The 15911-nt window shown below is 46.0% G+C and carries 23 protein-coding genes; 22 read left to right on the forward strand and 1 reads right to left on the reverse strand.

Annotation, left to right across the window (positions count from 1 at the left end):
* Positions 1 to 83 precede the first annotated feature (83 nt).
* The 3 genes from OH31_RS05635 (at position 84) to OH31_RS05645 (ending at position 3912) form a co-directional block, all read left to right on the forward strand.
* Positions 84 to 1010: a rhodanese-related sulfurtransferase gene (locus tag OH31_RS05635; RefSeq protein ID WP_019882106.1), complete on the forward strand. Its 927-nt coding sequence runs from the start codon at positions 84 to 86 to the stop codon at positions 1008 to 1010.
* A gap of 118 nt (positions 1011 to 1128) precedes the next feature.
* On the forward strand, positions 1129 to 3312 hold the full coding sequence (locus tag OH31_RS05640; protein WP_024929964.1) for a bifunctional diguanylate cyclase/phosphodiesterase: 2184 nt from the start codon (positions 1129 to 1131) through the stop codon (positions 3310 to 3312).
* A gap of 78 nt (positions 3313 to 3390) precedes the next feature.
* The gene (locus OH31_RS05645; RefSeq protein ID WP_024929965.1) at positions 3391 to 3912 is read left to right on the forward strand and encodes an HPP family protein; all 522 of its coding nucleotides are present in this window, start codon (positions 3391 to 3393) and stop codon (positions 3910 to 3912) included.
* Positions 3913 to 3925: 13 nt separating this feature from the next.
* On the opposite strand, the gene OH31_RS05650 is transcribed toward OH31_RS05645, so the two are convergent.
* Positions 3926 to 4909 carry an integron integrase gene (locus OH31_RS05650; RefSeq protein WP_024929966.1) on the reverse strand — a complete coding sequence of 328 codons (984 nt, stop codon included), beginning with the start codon at positions 4907 to 4909 and terminating at the stop codon, positions 3926 to 3928.
* A 145-nt stretch (positions 4910 to 5054) separates the two neighbouring features.
* Here OH31_RS05650 and OH31_RS14990 point away from each other — a divergent pair, with 145 nt between their 5' ends.
* The 19 genes from OH31_RS14990 (at position 5055) to OH31_RS05750 (ending at position 15884) form a co-directional block, all read left to right on the forward strand.
* The gene (locus OH31_RS14990) at positions 5055 to 5516 is read left to right on the forward strand and encodes a hypothetical protein (protein WP_148296191.1); all 462 of its coding nucleotides are present in this window, start codon (positions 5055 to 5057) and stop codon (positions 5514 to 5516) included.
* A gap of 460 nt (positions 5517 to 5976) precedes the next feature.
* Complete coding sequence (locus OH31_RS05660) at positions 5977 to 6285, forward strand: hypothetical protein (protein WP_024929968.1); 309 nt, start codon at positions 5977 to 5979, stop codon at positions 6283 to 6285.
* Between the two features lie 56 nt (positions 6286 to 6341).
* Entirely contained in the window at positions 6342 to 6701 is a 360-nt protein-coding gene (locus OH31_RS05665) for a hypothetical protein (RefSeq protein WP_024929969.1), read from the forward strand.
* Between the two features lie 112 nt (positions 6702 to 6813).
* Complete coding sequence (locus OH31_RS14995; RefSeq protein ID WP_024929970.1) at positions 6814 to 7161, forward strand: hypothetical protein; 348 nt, start codon at positions 6814 to 6816, stop codon at positions 7159 to 7161.
* A 60-nt stretch (positions 7162 to 7221) separates the two neighbouring features.
* A complete protein-coding gene (locus OH31_RS05675) occupies positions 7222 to 7839 on the forward strand; it encodes a hypothetical protein (RefSeq protein WP_024929971.1) in 618 nt (205 codons plus the stop codon).
* 59 nt (positions 7840 to 7898) lie between these two features.
* Positions 7899 to 8231 (forward strand): hypothetical protein, encoded by a 333-nt coding sequence (locus OH31_RS15000; RefSeq protein WP_148296192.1) that lies wholly within the window; start codon positions 7899 to 7901, stop codon positions 8229 to 8231.
* Between the two features lie 524 nt (positions 8232 to 8755).
* Positions 8756 to 9229 carry a hypothetical protein gene (locus OH31_RS05685; RefSeq protein ID WP_024929973.1) on the forward strand — a complete coding sequence of 158 codons (474 nt, stop codon included), beginning with the start codon at positions 8756 to 8758 and terminating at the stop codon, positions 9227 to 9229.
* Positions 9230 to 9288: 59 nt separating this feature from the next.
* Positions 9289 to 9828 carry a hypothetical protein gene (locus tag OH31_RS05695; protein WP_148296193.1) on the forward strand — a complete coding sequence of 180 codons (540 nt, stop codon included), beginning with the start codon at positions 9289 to 9291 and terminating at the stop codon, positions 9826 to 9828.
* Positions 9829 to 9884: 56 nt separating this feature from the next.
* Positions 9885 to 10223 (forward strand): hypothetical protein, encoded by a 339-nt coding sequence (locus tag OH31_RS05700; RefSeq protein ID WP_024929975.1) that lies wholly within the window; start codon positions 9885 to 9887, stop codon positions 10221 to 10223.
* 101 nt (positions 10224 to 10324) lie between these two features.
* Positions 10325 to 10945: a hypothetical protein gene (locus OH31_RS05705; RefSeq protein ID WP_024929976.1), complete on the forward strand. Its 621-nt coding sequence runs from the start codon at positions 10325 to 10327 to the stop codon at positions 10943 to 10945.
* 72 nt (positions 10946 to 11017) lie between these two features.
* Positions 11018 to 11428, forward strand: coding sequence for a DUF4279 domain-containing protein (locus tag OH31_RS05710; RefSeq protein ID WP_024929977.1), 411 nt, complete (start codon positions 11018 to 11020; stop codon positions 11426 to 11428).
* Positions 11429 to 11944: 516 nt separating this feature from the next.
* A complete protein-coding gene (locus OH31_RS05715; protein ID WP_024929978.1) occupies positions 11945 to 12322 on the forward strand; it encodes a hypothetical protein in 378 nt (125 codons plus the stop codon).
* Between the two features lie 11 nt (positions 12323 to 12333).
* Positions 12334 to 12930 carry a DUF3885 domain-containing protein gene (locus OH31_RS05720; protein ID WP_024929979.1) on the forward strand — a complete coding sequence of 199 codons (597 nt, stop codon included), beginning with the start codon at positions 12334 to 12336 and terminating at the stop codon, positions 12928 to 12930.
* A gap of 58 nt (positions 12931 to 12988) precedes the next feature.
* On the forward strand, positions 12989 to 13540 hold the full coding sequence (locus tag OH31_RS05725) for a hypothetical protein (RefSeq protein ID WP_148296194.1): 552 nt from the start codon (positions 12989 to 12991) through the stop codon (positions 13538 to 13540).
* Between the two features lie 89 nt (positions 13541 to 13629).
* The gene (locus tag OH31_RS14725; protein WP_081755128.1) at positions 13630 to 14067 is read left to right on the forward strand and encodes an SRPBCC domain-containing protein; all 438 of its coding nucleotides are present in this window, start codon (positions 13630 to 13632) and stop codon (positions 14065 to 14067) included.
* A 106-nt stretch (positions 14068 to 14173) separates the two neighbouring features.
* Positions 14174 to 14494 carry a quaternary ammonium compound efflux SMR transporter SugE gene (sugE, locus tag OH31_RS05735; RefSeq protein ID WP_024929982.1) on the forward strand — a complete coding sequence of 107 codons (321 nt, stop codon included), beginning with the start codon at positions 14174 to 14176 and terminating at the stop codon, positions 14492 to 14494.
* Between the two features lie 84 nt (positions 14495 to 14578).
* Entirely contained in the window at positions 14579 to 15100 is a 522-nt protein-coding gene (locus OH31_RS05740; protein ID WP_024929983.1) for a GNAT family N-acetyltransferase, read from the forward strand.
* Positions 15093 to 15449 (forward strand): hypothetical protein, encoded by a 357-nt coding sequence (locus OH31_RS05745; protein WP_024929984.1) that lies wholly within the window; start codon positions 15093 to 15095, stop codon positions 15447 to 15449. Before OH31_RS05740 ends, OH31_RS05745 begins: the two co-directional genes overlap by 8 nt.
* Before the next feature lie 9 nt (positions 15450 to 15458).
* Complete coding sequence (locus OH31_RS05750; protein ID WP_024929985.1) at positions 15459 to 15884, forward strand: VOC family protein; 426 nt, start codon at positions 15459 to 15461, stop codon at positions 15882 to 15884.
* The last annotated feature ends 27 nt before the right edge of the window (positions 15885 to 15911 follow it).

Consider the following 15911-nt stretch of genomic DNA (forward strand, 5'->3'; position numbering starts at 1 on the left):
AACGGGCCTTGCGCCCGTTTTTCTTTTTGCATCATAGAGTTACAGTGGTAAAATCGCGTTTTTGCAATGAACCGTATTCTCACATGAGCCAATTTCTCACTGCCGCCCTCTACAAATTCGTCACCCTGGATGATTACAAAGACCTGCAACAACCGATTTTAGAGGCTTGCCAGAAGCTGCATATCAAAGGCACCTTACTGCTGGCAAATGAAGGCATTAACGGCACCATTGCCGGCGCGCCTGAGGATATCCGCGCCATTCTGGCGCATTTACGCCAGGATCCACGGTTGGTGGATTTGGAGCATAAAGAGTCATGGGCGGACAGTCATCCGTTTTACCGCATGAAGGTCAAACTGAAGAAAGAAATCGTCACCATGGGTGTGCAGGGCGTAGACCCGAATGACGTGGTGGGCACGTATGTAAAGCCTGAAGACTGGAACGCCATTATTTCCGACCCGGACGTGATTGTGCTGGATACGCGCAATGATTACGAAGTGCATATCGGTACCTTCAAGGGCGCCATCGATCCGAAGACAACGACCTTCCGCGAGTTTCCACAATATGTGGCCGATAACCTGGATAAAAACAAACACAAAAAAGTGGCCATGTTCTGCACCGGCGGCATCCGCTGTGAAAAAGCGTCTTCTTTCATGAAGCAGCAGGGCTTTGAAGAGGTGTATCACCTGCAAGGTGGCATCCTCAAATACCTGGAAACCATTCCTCAAGAGCAAAGTCTGTGGGAAGGGGATTGTTTTGTGTTTGACCAGCGCGTGGCCGTCAAACATGGCTTGGAAGTGGGCGACCATGACCAATGCTATGCTTGCCGCATGCCGCTCACCCAGGAAGAAATGCAAAGCGAACAATATGAAGCAGGTATCTCTTGCCCTTATTGTTTTGATAAGTTATCCGCAGACAAAAAAGAGTCGCTGCGTGAGCGCCAGAAGCAAGTCAAACTGGCCAGATTGCGCGGCCAGAGCCACATTGGGGATGTGCAAAAGCATCACGACTAACATCACGCTGAGGCATCCGCTGCGGCTTTTTTTGTAGGGCATCATTTAAAATAATTATATTTATGCTAAATTAAACCGCCAAGACATCAGTCAAAAGCTCTCAAATAAGGAGATTGTGATGAAGTGCCCTGCAATACTGGCCAATGAGCAATCAAGGTTGCAAGCCTTGTATGACCATGGTTTGAATAGTGAAGGTTTAGTGAAAAGCCTGGACCCCGTGGTCCAGATCGCCGCCCGCATGTTTGATATGCCAGTGGCTGCTGTCAATATGATAGGCAGTGACCATGTCTTTTTTGCCGCGGTCACCGGTGTCGGTGAAGTTGATATGCGTCGCGACGTGTCTTTTTGTGCGCACGCTATCAATCAGATGGAAGTAATGGTGGTGCCTGATGCCAGGCAGGATGAGCGCTTCCATGATAATCCGCTGGTCACTGGCGAGGCGCAATTACGCTTTTATGCCGGTGTCCGCTTGCTTTCACCCGATGGCTTGGCCTTAGGTGCTTTGTGTGTGGTGGATAACCAGCCGCATTTTGATTTTTCTCCTGATGATCAACGCCGCTTACAAGAACTGGCACAGATGGTTTCTGACCGTCTGGAGCTTAAGCGCATCGAAACCCATACCAATCGCTCCCGACCCGACTTTGCCTCTTATGCCGGGCATTCTTCTACACCCGTGGTCTGGTTTAATGACCACGGCCAAATCACCGCCTGGAACACGGCTGCAGCGCAATCTCATGGCTACAGTCTGGCAGAAGGTATCGGCCAGCCGGTTGAGATGCTTCTGGTCGAGCGTGACCGCGCGACTTTCCGTGACATGGTCGCGCGCGCCGTGGCTGCCGGATCTCTTGATGACCTTGATATGTCTTTTGAAGCGCGCGGTTTACGTAAAGGCGGCAGCGAGTTTCAACTCGGCTTCTCGCTGTTCGGCTGGAAAGCCGAAGGTGAAATGCGTTTTGAGGTGATTCTGAAAGACATTACGGCCCAGCGACTGACAGCGCCTGTGACTGATCAGCAAAATACGCTGGATCCGCTCACTGGGTTGGCTAACCGCGCCAGATATTATCGAGTCGTCGAAGACGCGATTATTGCCAATATCCCGATTGCGGTACTCATGATTGATTTTGATAGCTTTAAAGATATCAATGACACTCTGGGGCACGCCTGTGGGGATAGTATTCTTAGGGAAATGGCTCACCGCCTGAGCCAGATGGTGGGTGCAGCAGGCGTGGTGGCACGCATAGGTGGCGACGAGTTTGCCATTGTGCTGCTTGATGTAGCCAGCCCTGAGTACGCGTTGGCGCTCGCGGAGCAGGCCATTAATTTAATTGCCCAGCCGATGGTGATACGTGAAGATGAAGTACGCGTCATTGCAAGCTGCGGTGTGGCGCTGGCGCCTATGCATGCCCACGAAACACTGGAACTGGTTAGCGATGCTGATTTGGCCCTGTTTAAAGCAAAAGCCATGGGGCGTGGGCGCGCCTGTGTGTTCAGCCCGGTATTGCGCCTGGAGGCTGTCGCCAGGCGCCTGTATGCCATGGAGTTGTACCGCGCAGTCAATGAAGGCGAATTCCTGCTCTATTACCAGCCGCAGGTTAACCTGACCACTGGCACTGTGACCGGGGCTGAGGCACTGATACGCTGGCGCCATCCCAAACGCGGCATTCTGGCCCCGATTTCATTTTTACCTGCCCTCGAAAATGGCACGCTGGCTGCCACCGTCGGTGCCTGGGTGCTGGATGAGGCCTGTGCGCAAGTGGCTTATTGGCGCAGGCATACAGGCGCTGATTTGCGTATCGGCGTCAACCTGTTTGGCGCGCAGTTCCAGGCGGGGGATTTATATGCCGAGGTGGTCTCCACGCTGGCGAGGCATGGCCTGCCGCCTTCTGCCCTGGAGTTGGAAGTCACAGAAAATATTGCGCTCGATGGCGATGAGGTGGTGCTGAATATTCTGCACAGGCTGAAAGCCTATGGCGTTGGCATTGCGTTTGATGATTTTGGCACCGGATACGCATCGCTCAGTCAGCTCAAAACCTATCCACTCACACGTATTAAAATTGACCGCAGCTTTGTGCAAGGTATGCTGGAGCAAAAGAAAGACGATTCCGTGGTCAGCGCGACGCTGGACATTGCGCATGCTTTCGATTTGCAAGCCATTGCAGAAGGCATAGAAACCCAGCCGCAATATGAATATCTACGCTCCAAACGCTGTGAAGAGGGGCAGGGCGAGTTGTTTGGCAAGCCTATGCCTGCAAGTCAGTTTGCGCAACTGATCGGACTTAACCAGTATTCATCGGCGGCTTAACCTATCCTTGCCGGGCAGGCTCTCTTTCTGGCAACATTGCGGACGAATGGTCCACTACAATATCTCAGGGAGAGAGACATGAAACTGTTAGATAAACTTGCCGGTGAGCACGCGGCATTACCGCCAAAGTTCACTGGCAAAGCCATCCTCATGGCTGGGTTGGGTGGCATGATTGCCATCAGTATTGCCGCGCTGATGAGTGCGCGCCTAGATCAGTTGCTGGTGCTGGGTTCATTTGGCGCGTCATGCGTCATTTTGTTTGCTTACCCGGATGCACCGTTTGCCCAGCCACGCAATGTGATTGGTGGCCACTTTTTAAGTTCGTTGATCGGTCTGCTGGTGGTGTCGCAATTCGGGGTCGATTGGTGGGCGCTAGGGATTGCGGTAGGCCTTGCGATTGCGGCCATGATGTTCACACGGACCGTACATCCTCCCGCAGGCTCCAATCCAGTCATCGTCTGGTTGATTGCCAGCCAGGGTGTCATGAGCTGGCAGTTTTTGTGGTTTCCCACCCTGTTTGGTGCCATTGTGATCACCGTTGTCGCGCTGGTATATAACAACCTCACGCGTGAGGGAAGCTACCCCAAATACTGGTTTTAAATCACATCTGGTTTTAAGTCACATCTAGCGGGCTACTCACGGCCCGTCCGCCCTTGTTAATTACATGCGTGTAAATCATGGTAGTTGAGACATCTGCGTGTCCAAGTAGCGCTTGCACTGTGCGAATATCATAGCCGCCCTCCAGCAAATGCGTCGCAAAACTATGGCGCAAGGTGTTGGGCGACACCTCCTTCTTAATGCCAGCATGCGCAGCCGCTTTTTTCACCGCACGCTGTATCGGTTTTTCATCGGCGTGATGGCGATATACCACGCCGGACTGTTGCTCGACCGACAACCTGCTTGATGGAAACACATACTGCCACACCCAATCCTTGCCCGCATTCGGATATTTTTTTGCCAGGCTTGCTGGCATCCACACCTCACCAAAGCCTTTGGCTAAATCGGCTATATGCAACGCCTCGATAGACTGTAGGTGCGCTTTTAAAGGGTTCACCAAACTGGCGGGCAATAGTGTGATGCGGTTTTTGTGGCCTTGCGCATCGCGTACAAAAATTTCCAGCTTGGCAAAATCAATATCCGTAATCCGTAAGCGCAAGCACTCCATCACCCGCAAACCACTGCCGTAGAGCAAACTCACCAATAACCACATATTGCCATCCAGCCGCGAAAGTATCGCCTGCACTTCTTGTGTGCTTAGCACCACCGGCAATTGCTTTTTTGCCGCCACTTTGGTGACATTTTCAAGCGTTGGCAATGTTTGCCCCAGCACCTCGTCATACAAAAACAGCAGGGCGCTTTTCGCCTGGCTTTGCGTGCTGGCTGCCACCTGCTTATCGGTCGCCAAATAACTCAAAAATGCGGCCACTTCCATGGCACCCATGTCACGGGGATGCCGCTTGTCATGGAACAGGATATAGCGTTTAATCCAAGCTATATAGGACGCCTCAGTGCGCTGGCTGTAATGCTCCACCCGCAAACGCTCGACGATTAAAGGAAATAACTTAGGTGCCGGTTTTACCTCAGGTGTGTTATCCATAGCGCAACTCCTAAACTAAGGTGTAATATAAATATACTCCTCATTGATTTTATTATTATAAATAAATATGTAAATTTTATAGCCCCTAGACTAAATAAATTATTATTGTCGTTTTTGGGGTCTAATTTACGTTAGCAGGTAGGAAATGCACACACCTTTACCGTTTGATTCACTGCAAATGCCTAGAGAATTGGCTTGTGAATTCTTCGCAGTATTTTCTCGCTTCGAGTATGCGCTAAAAGTGTCAGGCTTTCTTTATGTAAATCGCTACGGTCGTGCTGCGCCTGACTGGGATTCATTCGCTGCTGCCGCTATTCTTCAACCCGTTCCAAACTCAGCGCTCGCTCAAGCTATGGATTTTTTGAACCGCGAGCCGCCCGAAGTCCAAACATCAGCTCACAACTGGCAGCCCGTCCCACTAAGAGGGGCCACGCCAATAGCAACAGTACTGGATGCAGCTCAGAGAGTTCGACATAACTTATTTCATGGCGGTAAACACTCGCCACATTCTCCACCTGGGCGTGATGAGGCACTGGTTCGAGCCGCATTAGAAGTTTTATTTGGCTGCCTATCCCAAAACAATAATTTACGGGCTGCTTATGCTTAAATCTGCTAACCCATCCATCAAGCGGGACGCGCTAAAGCGCGCCCCTTATGTCCAACGTTAGGCACAACAATGAAAAGCCAAAACAGTCCCGAAATTACGGATGCTCTGACAGCTACGCGAGCATTTGTGGGTGTATTGCGGGCTGAGGAATTATTTAGTTGGGCTGAGCGGTTTGAAATAATTGTCACAAACCTAGAAACGGGAAAAACTGCAGAGGCTATTCACTCGTATAGCAACACCAAATACACTGGCCCTGGCAGCCTCTCAGACATATTCGCTAAAGATGAAAAAGCGTTTTACTCGGCTTGGGGTGCATGTAGCAAGGCTCTTCGTAGCCTTCAGCGCCTAACCCATCAATCAAGCGGGACGGGCGAAAACTTTCTTCGATGAATACAATTTTAATAACATCGGCTGTGCCACCATCGTCGCCAGCCCCTTATCTCAAACGTTAGGCATAATAATGTTCGAACATCTTTGTAACATTGATGACATGACAATTATTGGACAACGCTCAAATCCACTCAATGAAGATTGGAACGAATGGACTTTGGTGATATGCACAAAATGCAAGAAAGTGTACGAATGGCAACACCACTCAGAAGAACAAATGCATGGAGGTGATTTAGCCATTACTGCCATAGCAACTGATGATTATTTACACTACAAATACAATATAAATGAGCAAGACATACCCCAAATTTTAAACAAAAAAAAGAAGATTCGTCGCTATGACAGATATAAAAAAATTTACTTTGAAGATTATGCCTAACCAGTCATTCAAGCGGGACGCCTAACGGCGCCCCTTAATTCAAACGTTAGGCACTTGTGAATATCGATCAACCCATCAAAGTCACCACGGAAATATTCCCTTCGCTGGGTGCCATGGATGGCAACATAATCTTTTACTCAGTAACGGCACTTGCCATGGCAACTTTGTTAATTTCATTGGCTTGTATGCTGCACCCTAAGCTGCAATCATATGCTAAACAAGCTATATTTTCTGGCTTAGTTGGTGGGCTGCTAACTCTTGGGCTCTTGTCCACATTCCTAATGCTTCACGTCATGTACTACCCGTGGTCTATTGTTCTATTTTTTAGCATTGGGTTTTTGCTGTTTGCAGGCGTTTATTTTCTATGTAAGCTTGTGAATAATTCTTTTGCAAGCATTCGTAAGCACCATGCATAACCCATCCGTCAAGCGGGACTGGCGAAAAGGAGTTTTTATGAAATGTTTATCAATAACAAGGGCTCAGCCACTGATGTCGCCAGCCCCTTACTTCAAACGTTAGGGCTTTTGCTTGGCTTACGACAAAACACTTATTACTGACGATGGTGAAATTTTTCCGTACTCTGTTACATTTGACGTTGATGGATACTATTATCAAGTTAGCGTAGTTTGGAACGATAGAGACGGTGAGCTAGTAGTTTTAAAATCTGGAGCTCATGTCGAATTTGATGACGATGGGAGTTGGTTAGACTTCAACTTTTCTCCAGAAACATTATTCCCAAATCAAACTGAGTTATCAGAACGCGACATTTCTCGTCTATTAACAAAATTGGCATCAATTGAAAAAGAAGCTAGCGTTTACACTAAAGAGCAAATTCAAAACAGCCATCTAAAATATGTCCATCAAAACTATAATTAACCCTAACCCATCATTCAAGCGGGACACGCTAAAGCGTGCCCCTTAATTCAAACGTTAGTCATGTCTACAAGTTTCGGAAAAACGAAGGATGAAGTTTTTAAATCTCTGCACTATGAGATTTTAAAGCCTTTAGGTTTCAAGAAAGATGGGCTTAGAAGCCAAATAAATGAAGGCGATTTGAGTCGAGCTATTTTATGCTGGTCAAACCAACCGGGGAATGAATTTCAGATTTTTGCTACAGTTACCCATTATGATTATTTAGTTTTCAGATACCCACAGCACTCAGAGAGTTTCTCAAGTCGACTGATAGGACAAAACTACCCTCCACTTGCTGAAGTGAGTTTAAGAGGCCTGAGTAAAGGTTCAACTAGGTTTTGGTCACTTGGATTTGAAACTTCTCAAGCAACTTTGCTTGAAATATGCACCGAAGTTAAACATGTCGTTTCTAATTACGGTTTAGCTATACTTCAGCAATTTAGGACCCTAGAGGGAGTGCTTGAGTTTTATCAAAACCAACCTAATCCACTACTGAAGTATGAAGAGTATAGTTGGCTACTAATGTATTTAAATAAGAAAGAAGCATCAATTGAACTTGTGGAGTCTGCAATAAAAAGTGCTCCGCATCAGAATGCAAAATTGTTTGCTGAAAAATGGCTAGAAAGAATTAAAAGTGGCTAACCCATCATTCAAGCGGGACCTACTAAAGCAGGCCCCTTACTTCAAACGTTAGGTAACAAATGTCTCGATTTGATGTGTTGTTGGGCGATGTTGTAATTGGACATACCGAATTGGAAATGGGTGACCCCGTGAATTGTAGGGCATTGGGTTCCCTCAGGCCAACTTCTGAGTACTCATCAACTCAACCAATGGAAAGTTCAAAGTTATCAGTTCGTTTATCTGGGAGTGAAGGCGAGTTTCTTAATGGAGTTGTTGTTATAGACGACTACTCTACTGATATTGGCACAAATGTAATAGCGATAGAGGTTAGTGTTACAGGTATTTCTCAAGAAAAGTTTCGTCATTTCTTTCCAGCTCATTTTGCTATTTATGAGAGGCAATCTAATGTTTAAGTTACCTAACCCATCATTCAACAGGGACGCGCTAAAGCGCGCCCGTTAATTCAAACGTTAGGGCTTTGATGTTCAGGTTTTTCATCATTCTGGCTTTATTGTTGGTATCAAACTTAGCGTTTAGCGCAACGAAAACCAAAGTCACTGGGTTATTCTCAGACATGCATTACATTAGTGAGGCAGGCGATGTGATAGGCACTGAAGTTTTTATTGTCTATAGTGATTCTGCCTATTACGCGATAATGCAATGCGCTGAAGGTGCACCAAGCAAGCCAGTTATTGTGAGTGCATTAATCAATGGTACTACAGTCAAGTTTGAGCCACATAACGATCCATTAAGTCACTGCCCAGTGGCAACATTCACAGGTCAAATTACGCCTAATGGACTGCGAGGGACATTTGAAGGCACTGATTATCCAGGTCTGCTTAAGCGTCGAAGGAGCTATTGGCAATGAATCCTAACTCATCTATCAAGCCGGACTTGCTAAAGCCAGCCCCTTAATTCAAACGTTAGAGCGCATCAGATGAAAGTAAGATTTCATGCAAATGTCTGTGACCAAACCACATCGCATGTGGCAAAAGCATTACATTTACCGTTCAAAGAGCTTGGGAGGCTTCTTCAAGGAGATTATGGTGGCCTAATGGAGCATTTATGGATTGATCTTGAATTATTGGAATCACGTATCAAAGCCGATGCAAAAAGTCTCCACTCTTTCAGGTTTCAGAAGCGTGTATCTGGTTACTCTCGCATGGGTCTTCCTGCCATATCAGATAGCTATAACGTTGGGCATTACAGCGTCAAGCCAGACTTCCATAAAATCACAACCCTACAGAATGACGCGCTTATTTGCTACGTAGTGAATTTGATTTATGAATCTACAACAGTCTTACTTGAAAAACAGAAGAAGCTTGGCGGTTTTAATGCAACGCTGTTTAGAGAAAACTTTGTCCAAGCATCCAGAAGCCTAGGTTACGAGGTAACTAGCAATGTGCTCTAACCCATCATTCAAGTGGGACTGGCTAAAGCGTGCCCCTTAATTCAAGCGTTAGCGTAAATATGATCCATAAAATTTCAGTGTTTTATATTTTGGGAGTACTGATGCTTTGCATTTGCCATGCAGCACAATCAAACCCATCACCAAAACCTATTGATATGTTGCAAGTGCAAATCGGTAAGCCCTTTCCTTACACAGCAGCTTTTCCTGGCGCCTCTGATAGCATGGCTAGCCAACTTGGTTTCTATACCTTTAATGCACCCAACTCATCAAACTCCAAATTACCGTTCGTTGATTATCAGGTTGCAATTAATAACAGCACTCATGCTGTTTACTACGTAAGAGGCACAAGGCAGTACTCTGAAATGAATGGTTGCCTTGAGAGTTTAAGGATAGTAAGTAATCTATTAGCTCCGCTTTATGGCACATCTGTTAAAGACATAAACAGTTCAACACTCATGAGAAAATCAAGTGACACTCTTATCGAGGCAATGTGTAGTTATAAGGGTTTATCACCGTATGTAGAGCTATCCCTCAATATACAAAGTGAGTCGCAATACAAAGAAATTGATAATAATATTAATAGAAAATATGCACGCTAACCCATCATTCAAGCGGGACTGACTAAAGCCAGCCCCTTAACTCAAACATTAGCCATATGAACCGCGTAGAAGCTCTTAAAGCTCTTGTCGAAGCTGAGTTGCCAATTGCACAGGGCATTGCACGCATGTCTCAATTTGCATGGGACAGTGAAGAATATTTAGCGGTCTTAACCCCCGAAAATCTAGGGCGGGTTTTAACTTTATTTTCTGAGGGTTCAATCACCGAATTAGATGTTGAGGATTGGGCCAATGCCCTAGAGTGCAGAGATGATTTGGCCTTATCTGAACCTGCCGTTAGCAAGGTTCTTTACGAGCTTGCCAACCCATTATTAACTCATGCACTTTCGGCAGAGAGAGCGCATCATTTGCTCTGCGTTGTCAAAAGTCTTGGCTAACCCATCAGTCAAGCGGGACTGGCGATAAGGAGCTTCAATGTACCAATTATTAATAACTAAGGCTGAGCCACCATTGTCGCCAGCACCTTACTTCAAACGTTATGCCTAAAAAATCTCAGCCTGCTATACCGTATGATAGAGAGCACGAACTACAGGCTCGCTTAAATCAATTCTTTGTCAAAGAGTTTAACCTTTCTGAAAAAGACTATGCAGTTAATCTTAGCTTGTTAGCCTTACTGAATTTAAAAACTGTCCTATCAGATATAAACAACACAATTACATTAAAACTATCGCTAGGCTTGGCTGACTGGGTTTCACAAAAATTCGAACTTAACGAATCAGCTACAAATGAACTTAGAAAAAGTATTCTAAAAACAAAACCAAATTCAAATGGCTTTGATGTCTGGCTTGGTTATCCCATAACTTTTGTTGCTGAGGTTAAATGCAATATTCCCGTAAATGGAGGTAATAAATACGGGGCGCAACAAAAACAAGGAATAATTTCTGATATTGATGCATTGATTAATGGAAAACGCAAAGCTTCAATGCTAACTCAGGACGTTCTCAAGTTTATGGCGTTTCTTGATTTACCTTCAATTCGTGAAGCCAACAAACACTTATTAAAAACAAACCCAACTTTGAATGAAAAATTGGTGTTTTTAGAACCTAATCAAAACCCTATAGACCTCAATTACGTTTATGGTGTATACGTTAACATTTAAGCATAAACCCTCATTCAAGCGGGACCAGCTAAAGCTGGCCCCTTACTTCAAACGTTAGGCAGCAATAACAATATGCCTCAAATCAGTCGTTCAGAAGCATCTCTAATAGTTACTGGAGATAATCTTGTTCCTTCAGAAATAACAATACTTTTAGGCTGTGAGCCAGATAGTTCTCATACAAAAGGCGAGAAAGTTGAAATTAATAAAACTGGTAATATACGAATTACTAGTTCTGGTGAGTGGCGTATTAATGCCAAAAGTCGTGAGCCTGAAAATCTTGATGCTCAAATATCAGAAATTCTTGATAAGCTTTCATCGGACTTGAGTATCTGGATGTCATTGAATAAAAAATACAAAATCTATTTGTTTTGCGGTATTTTTATGAAGGAAGGTATGGAAGGAATGAGTATTTCTCCAATATCTTTAAAAACACTAAGTGATAGAGGCGTGCTCCTTGATTTGGATATCTATGGGGCTAATTAAGAAAATGCTTAACCCCTCTATCAAGCGGGACTTGCTAAAGCAAGCCCCTTAATTCAAACGTTAGGCATATGAACCGCATAGAGGCTCTCAAAGCTCTTGTAGAAGCTGAGTTGCCAATTGCACAGGCAATTGCACGCATGTCCCAATTTGCATGGGACAGTGAAGAGTATTTAGCCGTCTTAACACCAGAAGACCTAGAGCGAGTTTTAAGTTTATTCGTCGAAGGTTCTTCTCACGGCATCGGATGTAGATGTTTGGGCCAACGCCATTGAGTGCAGAGATGATTTAGCATTATCCGAGCCTGTCGTTAGCGAGGTTCTTTACGAACTTGCCAACCCAGTACTAACTCATGCACTTTCCGCTGAGAGAGTCTGCCATTTGCTCTCTATGCTTAAGCATGTGGGCTAACCCATCAATTAAGCGGGACTGGCGAAAACAAGCGACTATGAACATAATTTTAATAACTTTGACTGTGCCACCATCCTCGCCAGCCCCTTAACTCAGCCGTCGGGCGTCATGAAAACAGTCATTGCCATCTTTGCGCTTCTATTGCCATCAACTCAGTCTTTGGCTGCGGTGCCCGATTGTTCTGGCCCTGAGCGTTGGCCAACGTCGATGGCATTTGTTGAGCTAAAAAATGCTGGTATTACTACCAACGATGAGCTGGATTTTGACAAAACAAGGACGGTAAGGCTGGCATCCGAGAAAATCGGAAAAGACCTTTATCGCCAAATTCATCTGGTTACATTCACCCAAAAGTCTGGTGAAACTATTAAAGTAATCACAAATAATGACGCATCGAACGAAGAGTGCTCTATGAGTAGTGTCGAGGTGTATATCATTTCCACTCACCTCGGCGAACAGTTACCGCCTAACCCATCACTCAAACGTTAGAGAACACTAGAATGATAGATCAGGCATTCCAAGCTTTTGGGAAAAACTCATTTCAACATGCAGTTTTCTATAGTAATGAAAACTGCCTAAGATTTGAGCTTTCACAGGGGGATGAGGGCAGCTATGTGAACATGTTCACTACCGCACTGAATAAAGGTACAAAAATATTTGAAACCGTGTTTGAAAGTACTGAAGAACTTTCAGTCTGTTTGGCGTTCCCTGGTAACTCTTACCTATCAAACTTTAGTGTATTCAAAGAGCTAAAAAAGTTACAAATAGAAATACCTAGGAACGCTCACACCCTAAAGGAATGGGTTGAAGAAGATAAGCATTATAGAAATTATATTTTCTTTAAAACGAATAAATCACAGCTACAAAAACTTTTGTTCGGTAAGCTTGGTGCCGAATTGGGTATCAAGCCATCTTTTTGGTTTGATTTATACATATATAACATTGACCTAATGGTTCTATTACACCCATACGATGACAGAGGTATGGATGTAGTAGGAGCCAACAAATTCATGTTAAAAAGACTATATAAGCAATTCAACAATTGGCTATTAAAATATGACATCGAAATAATGAGGCAGTGGTTTGGTGTTATATAACTCACCACTCAAGCGTGAGGCCTAACGACGCCTCTTAATTAATACATTAGGTATTACCGTGAACTCTCAAGAACCTGAAATCAAACCATCTCCCTATCAAATCGGCGAAATCATTATTGGCGGTTTGTTTGAATTCCCGTTCGACTCTTTTGTAACCCAAAGAGATGTAAATCTCTTTTCAACGGCAACAATTACTAGATCTGATTTTTTAAATGAGTTGTTTCTACTGTCTGTGGCCGCAACAATGCATGCCGTCGAGACTTCAGGGATTCCATCAGATTTTGTTAATAACATATTAAAAGGGATAAAAGATAAACTGGCGGTTTCTAGCAATGAAATGGCAGCATTTGCCCATAAAAATATCGAAGAGGCATACCCTTACTACGTTGAAGCCTCTCAGCAAGATATAACCAATCCAGAAGACGATTTGGACTTGTCAGAAATTGAGTTGGCTTTTGGAGATCGCTTATTTTTGTACGGGGATGAATCTGATGAGCGTGGTAAGGCTTGCGTTCTCTTGTGTGCAGCAACACCCAAAGCAGTTTGGCCTGCTCAGCTAAATGGTGCCATTGCAACTCTTGCATGGTCTGGGCTTGTTAATGCACAATAATTTGCGACCTAACCCGTGGGACGCGCTAAAGCGCACCCCTTATGTCAAACGTTAAGCTTCGCTAGTTTTGATAAATTCGGAGTGATCATATGCCAGTTGAAGAAAGCGTCATTTTTACTTCCAGGGTTTTACCATTCACCCCAGCGGCTATTTATGCTGCCTTTTCATCTCCAGAGTTGCTTGCTCAATGGTGGGGACCGGAAGGGTTCAATAATGTATTTGAGGTATTCGAGTTTAAGGCAGGCGGGCAGTGGAAGTTTGTGATGCATGGCCCGGATGGTAAGCGTTATCCGAATGAGAGCGTGTTTGCTGCGCTTGAGTCGAATAGCCAGATCGTGATTGAGCATGTTTGTGCGCCATTATTTACACTGACTGTGAAGCTGACTGCCGTCGCCAATGGCACTGAGGTGAATTGGGCGCAAGCGTTTGCGGATGTTGAGACTGCCGAGGCTGTAAGGCATATTGTCGTGCCAGCCAATGAACAAAATCTGGATAGATTGACGCGCGTGCTCAGCAAGCTCGCATAAGTGCACTTCGCCTATGCTGTTTGAGGTGATATGCTTCGCATGGCGTGGGGACGACCTCATTGCTTTTCTTCAAGTGGGGACGGCCCTATGTCATTGTGAGGTGTTTATGAACTGGGTCATTCTCGTGGTTGCAGGATTGTTTGAAATTAGCTGGGCAGTGGGGCTGAAGTACACCGAAGGGTTTACGCGTGTATGGCCGACGGTGGGCACGGTGCTTTCTATGTTGATTAGCCTTGGTTTACTCGGGGTGGCGATGAAGTCGCTGCCTATGGGCACGGCTTATGCAATTTGGGTAGGCGTGGGCGCGGTTGGCACAGTGATCCTTGGCATTGTGCTGCTAGGTGAGTCGGCACATCCTTTACGGCTGGTCAGCCTGGCGTTCATTGTGGCCGGCATTATCGGCTTGAAGTTTGCAACGCCTGCGTAAGCTTTATTGAAGGGGGGCGTGATACGCTCCCTGTGATTCAAAAATAACCAGCGCACATGCGCTGGTGTTGTTTGGGAGAGCCACTTGCAGTTTGTTGTTTGCAATCATGAGGCGCATGCGCAGCAAATCCTCGATATTTTCAATGATGCGATTCTACATTCGACGGCGTTGTATGATTACAAACCTCGTGTGTTCGATGCCATGCTGCCGTGGTTTGAGGCCAAAGCCTTGCATGGTTTTCCGGTGATTGGCGCGGTGAATCATAAGGGTGTGCTGCTAGGGTTTGCCAGCTATGGCACCTTCCGTGCCTGGCCTGCGTATAAATATACGGTAGAGCATTCAGTCTATGTACATCCGGCGCATCGCGGCAAAGGCGTGGGGCTGGCATTGATGCAGCAGTTGATGGCAGTGGCCTCAGATCAACAGGTACATGTGATGGTGGGCGGCATAGATGTAGAAAATGCAGGTAGTATTGCGCTACACGAACGGCTAGGCTTCACCCATGCTGGTACGATCAGGCAAGCGGGGTTCAAATTTGGCCGCTGGCTGGATTTGGGTTTTTACCAATATATCCTCGACACACCGGAGCACCCTGTTGATGGCTAAGACTTTGAGCGTTTATTCACTCGCTTTGTTATGTTTTTGCGGTGCAGCAAGTGCAGGTAGTGCATTACCCAAAGACGTGACGCTGTTTGTGGAACAGCGCGAGGCTTGTGACCATTGGCGCGGAGAATATGGCTACGATGAAGAACGGCAAGCCGATATTGATCATGCGGTGTGCCAGTCTTGTGTAGGGACGGATGACAAGCTCGCCAAACTCAAGCGCAAATACCGTGGCAGAAAAGAGATTCTGAATAAATTGGATGCGTTTGAAGCGGATATCGAGCCTGAAGATACATCGAAAACCGCTGCATTTTGCCAACAGGTGAGCCGCCAGCATGCGCGCAAGCACTAGGCCATGGCAATGAAGCCGTATATTAGCGTGATTACGCTGGGCGTAGAGGATCTTGAGCGGTCATTACGGTTTTATCGAGAGGGACTGGGCTTTAAAACCGAAGGCATTGTTGGCGAGGAGTATGAATATGGTGCCGTGGTGTTTATTCAGCTTGTCTCTGGTTTAAAGCTGGCGCTGTGGCCACGCAAGAGCATTAGCCATGATACCGGGCTGGCTTTGACGCCTGCCAGCGCGACTGCGTTTACGCTGGGGCATAATGTGGCTTCGGCACAAGAGGTCGATCATGTCATGGCGCAAGCATTATCGGCTGGTGCCAGAGTGATCAAACCCGCACACGAGACGTTCTGGGGCGGCTATGCGGGCTACTTTCAGGACCCGGACGGGCATGTCTGGGAAGTGGTCTGGAACCCGGCCTGGGTTGTTGAGGTGGCATAATTTTTTTAAAATAGAATTCGTTCAAAC

Origin of the sequence: Methylophilus sp. OH31, from assembly GCF_000576615.1 — a bacterium.
GTDB lineage: Bacteria > Pseudomonadota > Gammaproteobacteria > Burkholderiales > Methylophilaceae > Methylophilus.

Bases quoted from the DNA above. Each gene is read 5' to 3' on its own strand.
- OH31_RS05635 (WP_019882106.1), top strand. From the start codon at position 84: ATGAGCCAATTTCTCACTGCCGCCCTCTACAAATTCGTCACCCTGGAT.
- OH31_RS05640 (WP_024929964.1), top strand. From the start codon at position 1,129: ATGAAGTGCCCTGCAATACTGGCCAATGAGCAATCAAGGTTGCAAGCC.
- OH31_RS05645 (WP_024929965.1), top strand. From the start codon at position 3,391: ATGAAACTGTTAGATAAACTTGCCGGTGAGCACGCGGCATTACCGCCA.
- OH31_RS05650 (WP_024929966.1), bottom strand. From the start codon at position 4,909: ATGGATAACACACCTGAGGTAAAACCGGCACCTAAGTTATTTCCTTTA.
- OH31_RS14990 (WP_148296191.1), top strand. From the start codon at position 5,055: ATGCACACACCTTTACCGTTTGATTCACTGCAAATGCCTAGAGAATTG.
- OH31_RS05660 (WP_024929968.1), top strand. From the start codon at position 5,977: ATGTTCGAACATCTTTGTAACATTGATGACATGACAATTATTGGACAA.
- OH31_RS05675 (WP_024929971.1), top strand. From the start codon at position 7,222: ATGTCTACAAGTTTCGGAAAAACGAAGGATGAAGTTTTTAAATCTCTG.
- OH31_RS15000 (WP_148296192.1), top strand. From the start codon at position 7,899: ATGTCTCGATTTGATGTGTTGTTGGGCGATGTTGTAATTGGACATACC.
- OH31_RS05685 (WP_024929973.1), top strand. From the start codon at position 8,756: ATGAAAGTAAGATTTCATGCAAATGTCTGTGACCAAACCACATCGCAT.
- OH31_RS05695 (WP_148296193.1), top strand. From the start codon at position 9,289: ATGATCCATAAAATTTCAGTGTTTTATATTTTGGGAGTACTGATGCTT.
- OH31_RS05700 (WP_024929975.1), top strand. From the start codon at position 9,885: ATGAACCGCGTAGAAGCTCTTAAAGCTCTTGTCGAAGCTGAGTTGCCA.
- OH31_RS05705 (WP_024929976.1), top strand. From the start codon at position 10,325: ATGCCTAAAAAATCTCAGCCTGCTATACCGTATGATAGAGAGCACGAA.
- OH31_RS05710 (WP_024929977.1), top strand. From the start codon at position 11,018: ATGCCTCAAATCAGTCGTTCAGAAGCATCTCTAATAGTTACTGGAGAT.
- OH31_RS05715 (WP_024929978.1), top strand. From the start codon at position 11,945: ATGAAAACAGTCATTGCCATCTTTGCGCTTCTATTGCCATCAACTCAG.
- OH31_RS05720 (WP_024929979.1), top strand. From the start codon at position 12,334: ATGATAGATCAGGCATTCCAAGCTTTTGGGAAAAACTCATTTCAACAT.
- OH31_RS14725 (WP_081755128.1), top strand. From the start codon at position 13,630: ATGCCAGTTGAAGAAAGCGTCATTTTTACTTCCAGGGTTTTACCATTC.
- sugE (WP_024929982.1), top strand. From the start codon at position 14,174: ATGAACTGGGTCATTCTCGTGGTTGCAGGATTGTTTGAAATTAGCTGG.
- OH31_RS05745 (WP_024929984.1), top strand. From the start codon at position 15,093: ATGGCTAAGACTTTGAGCGTTTATTCACTCGCTTTGTTATGTTTTTGC.
- OH31_RS05750 (WP_024929985.1), top strand. From the start codon at position 15,459: ATGAAGCCGTATATTAGCGTGATTACGCTGGGCGTAGAGGATCTTGAG.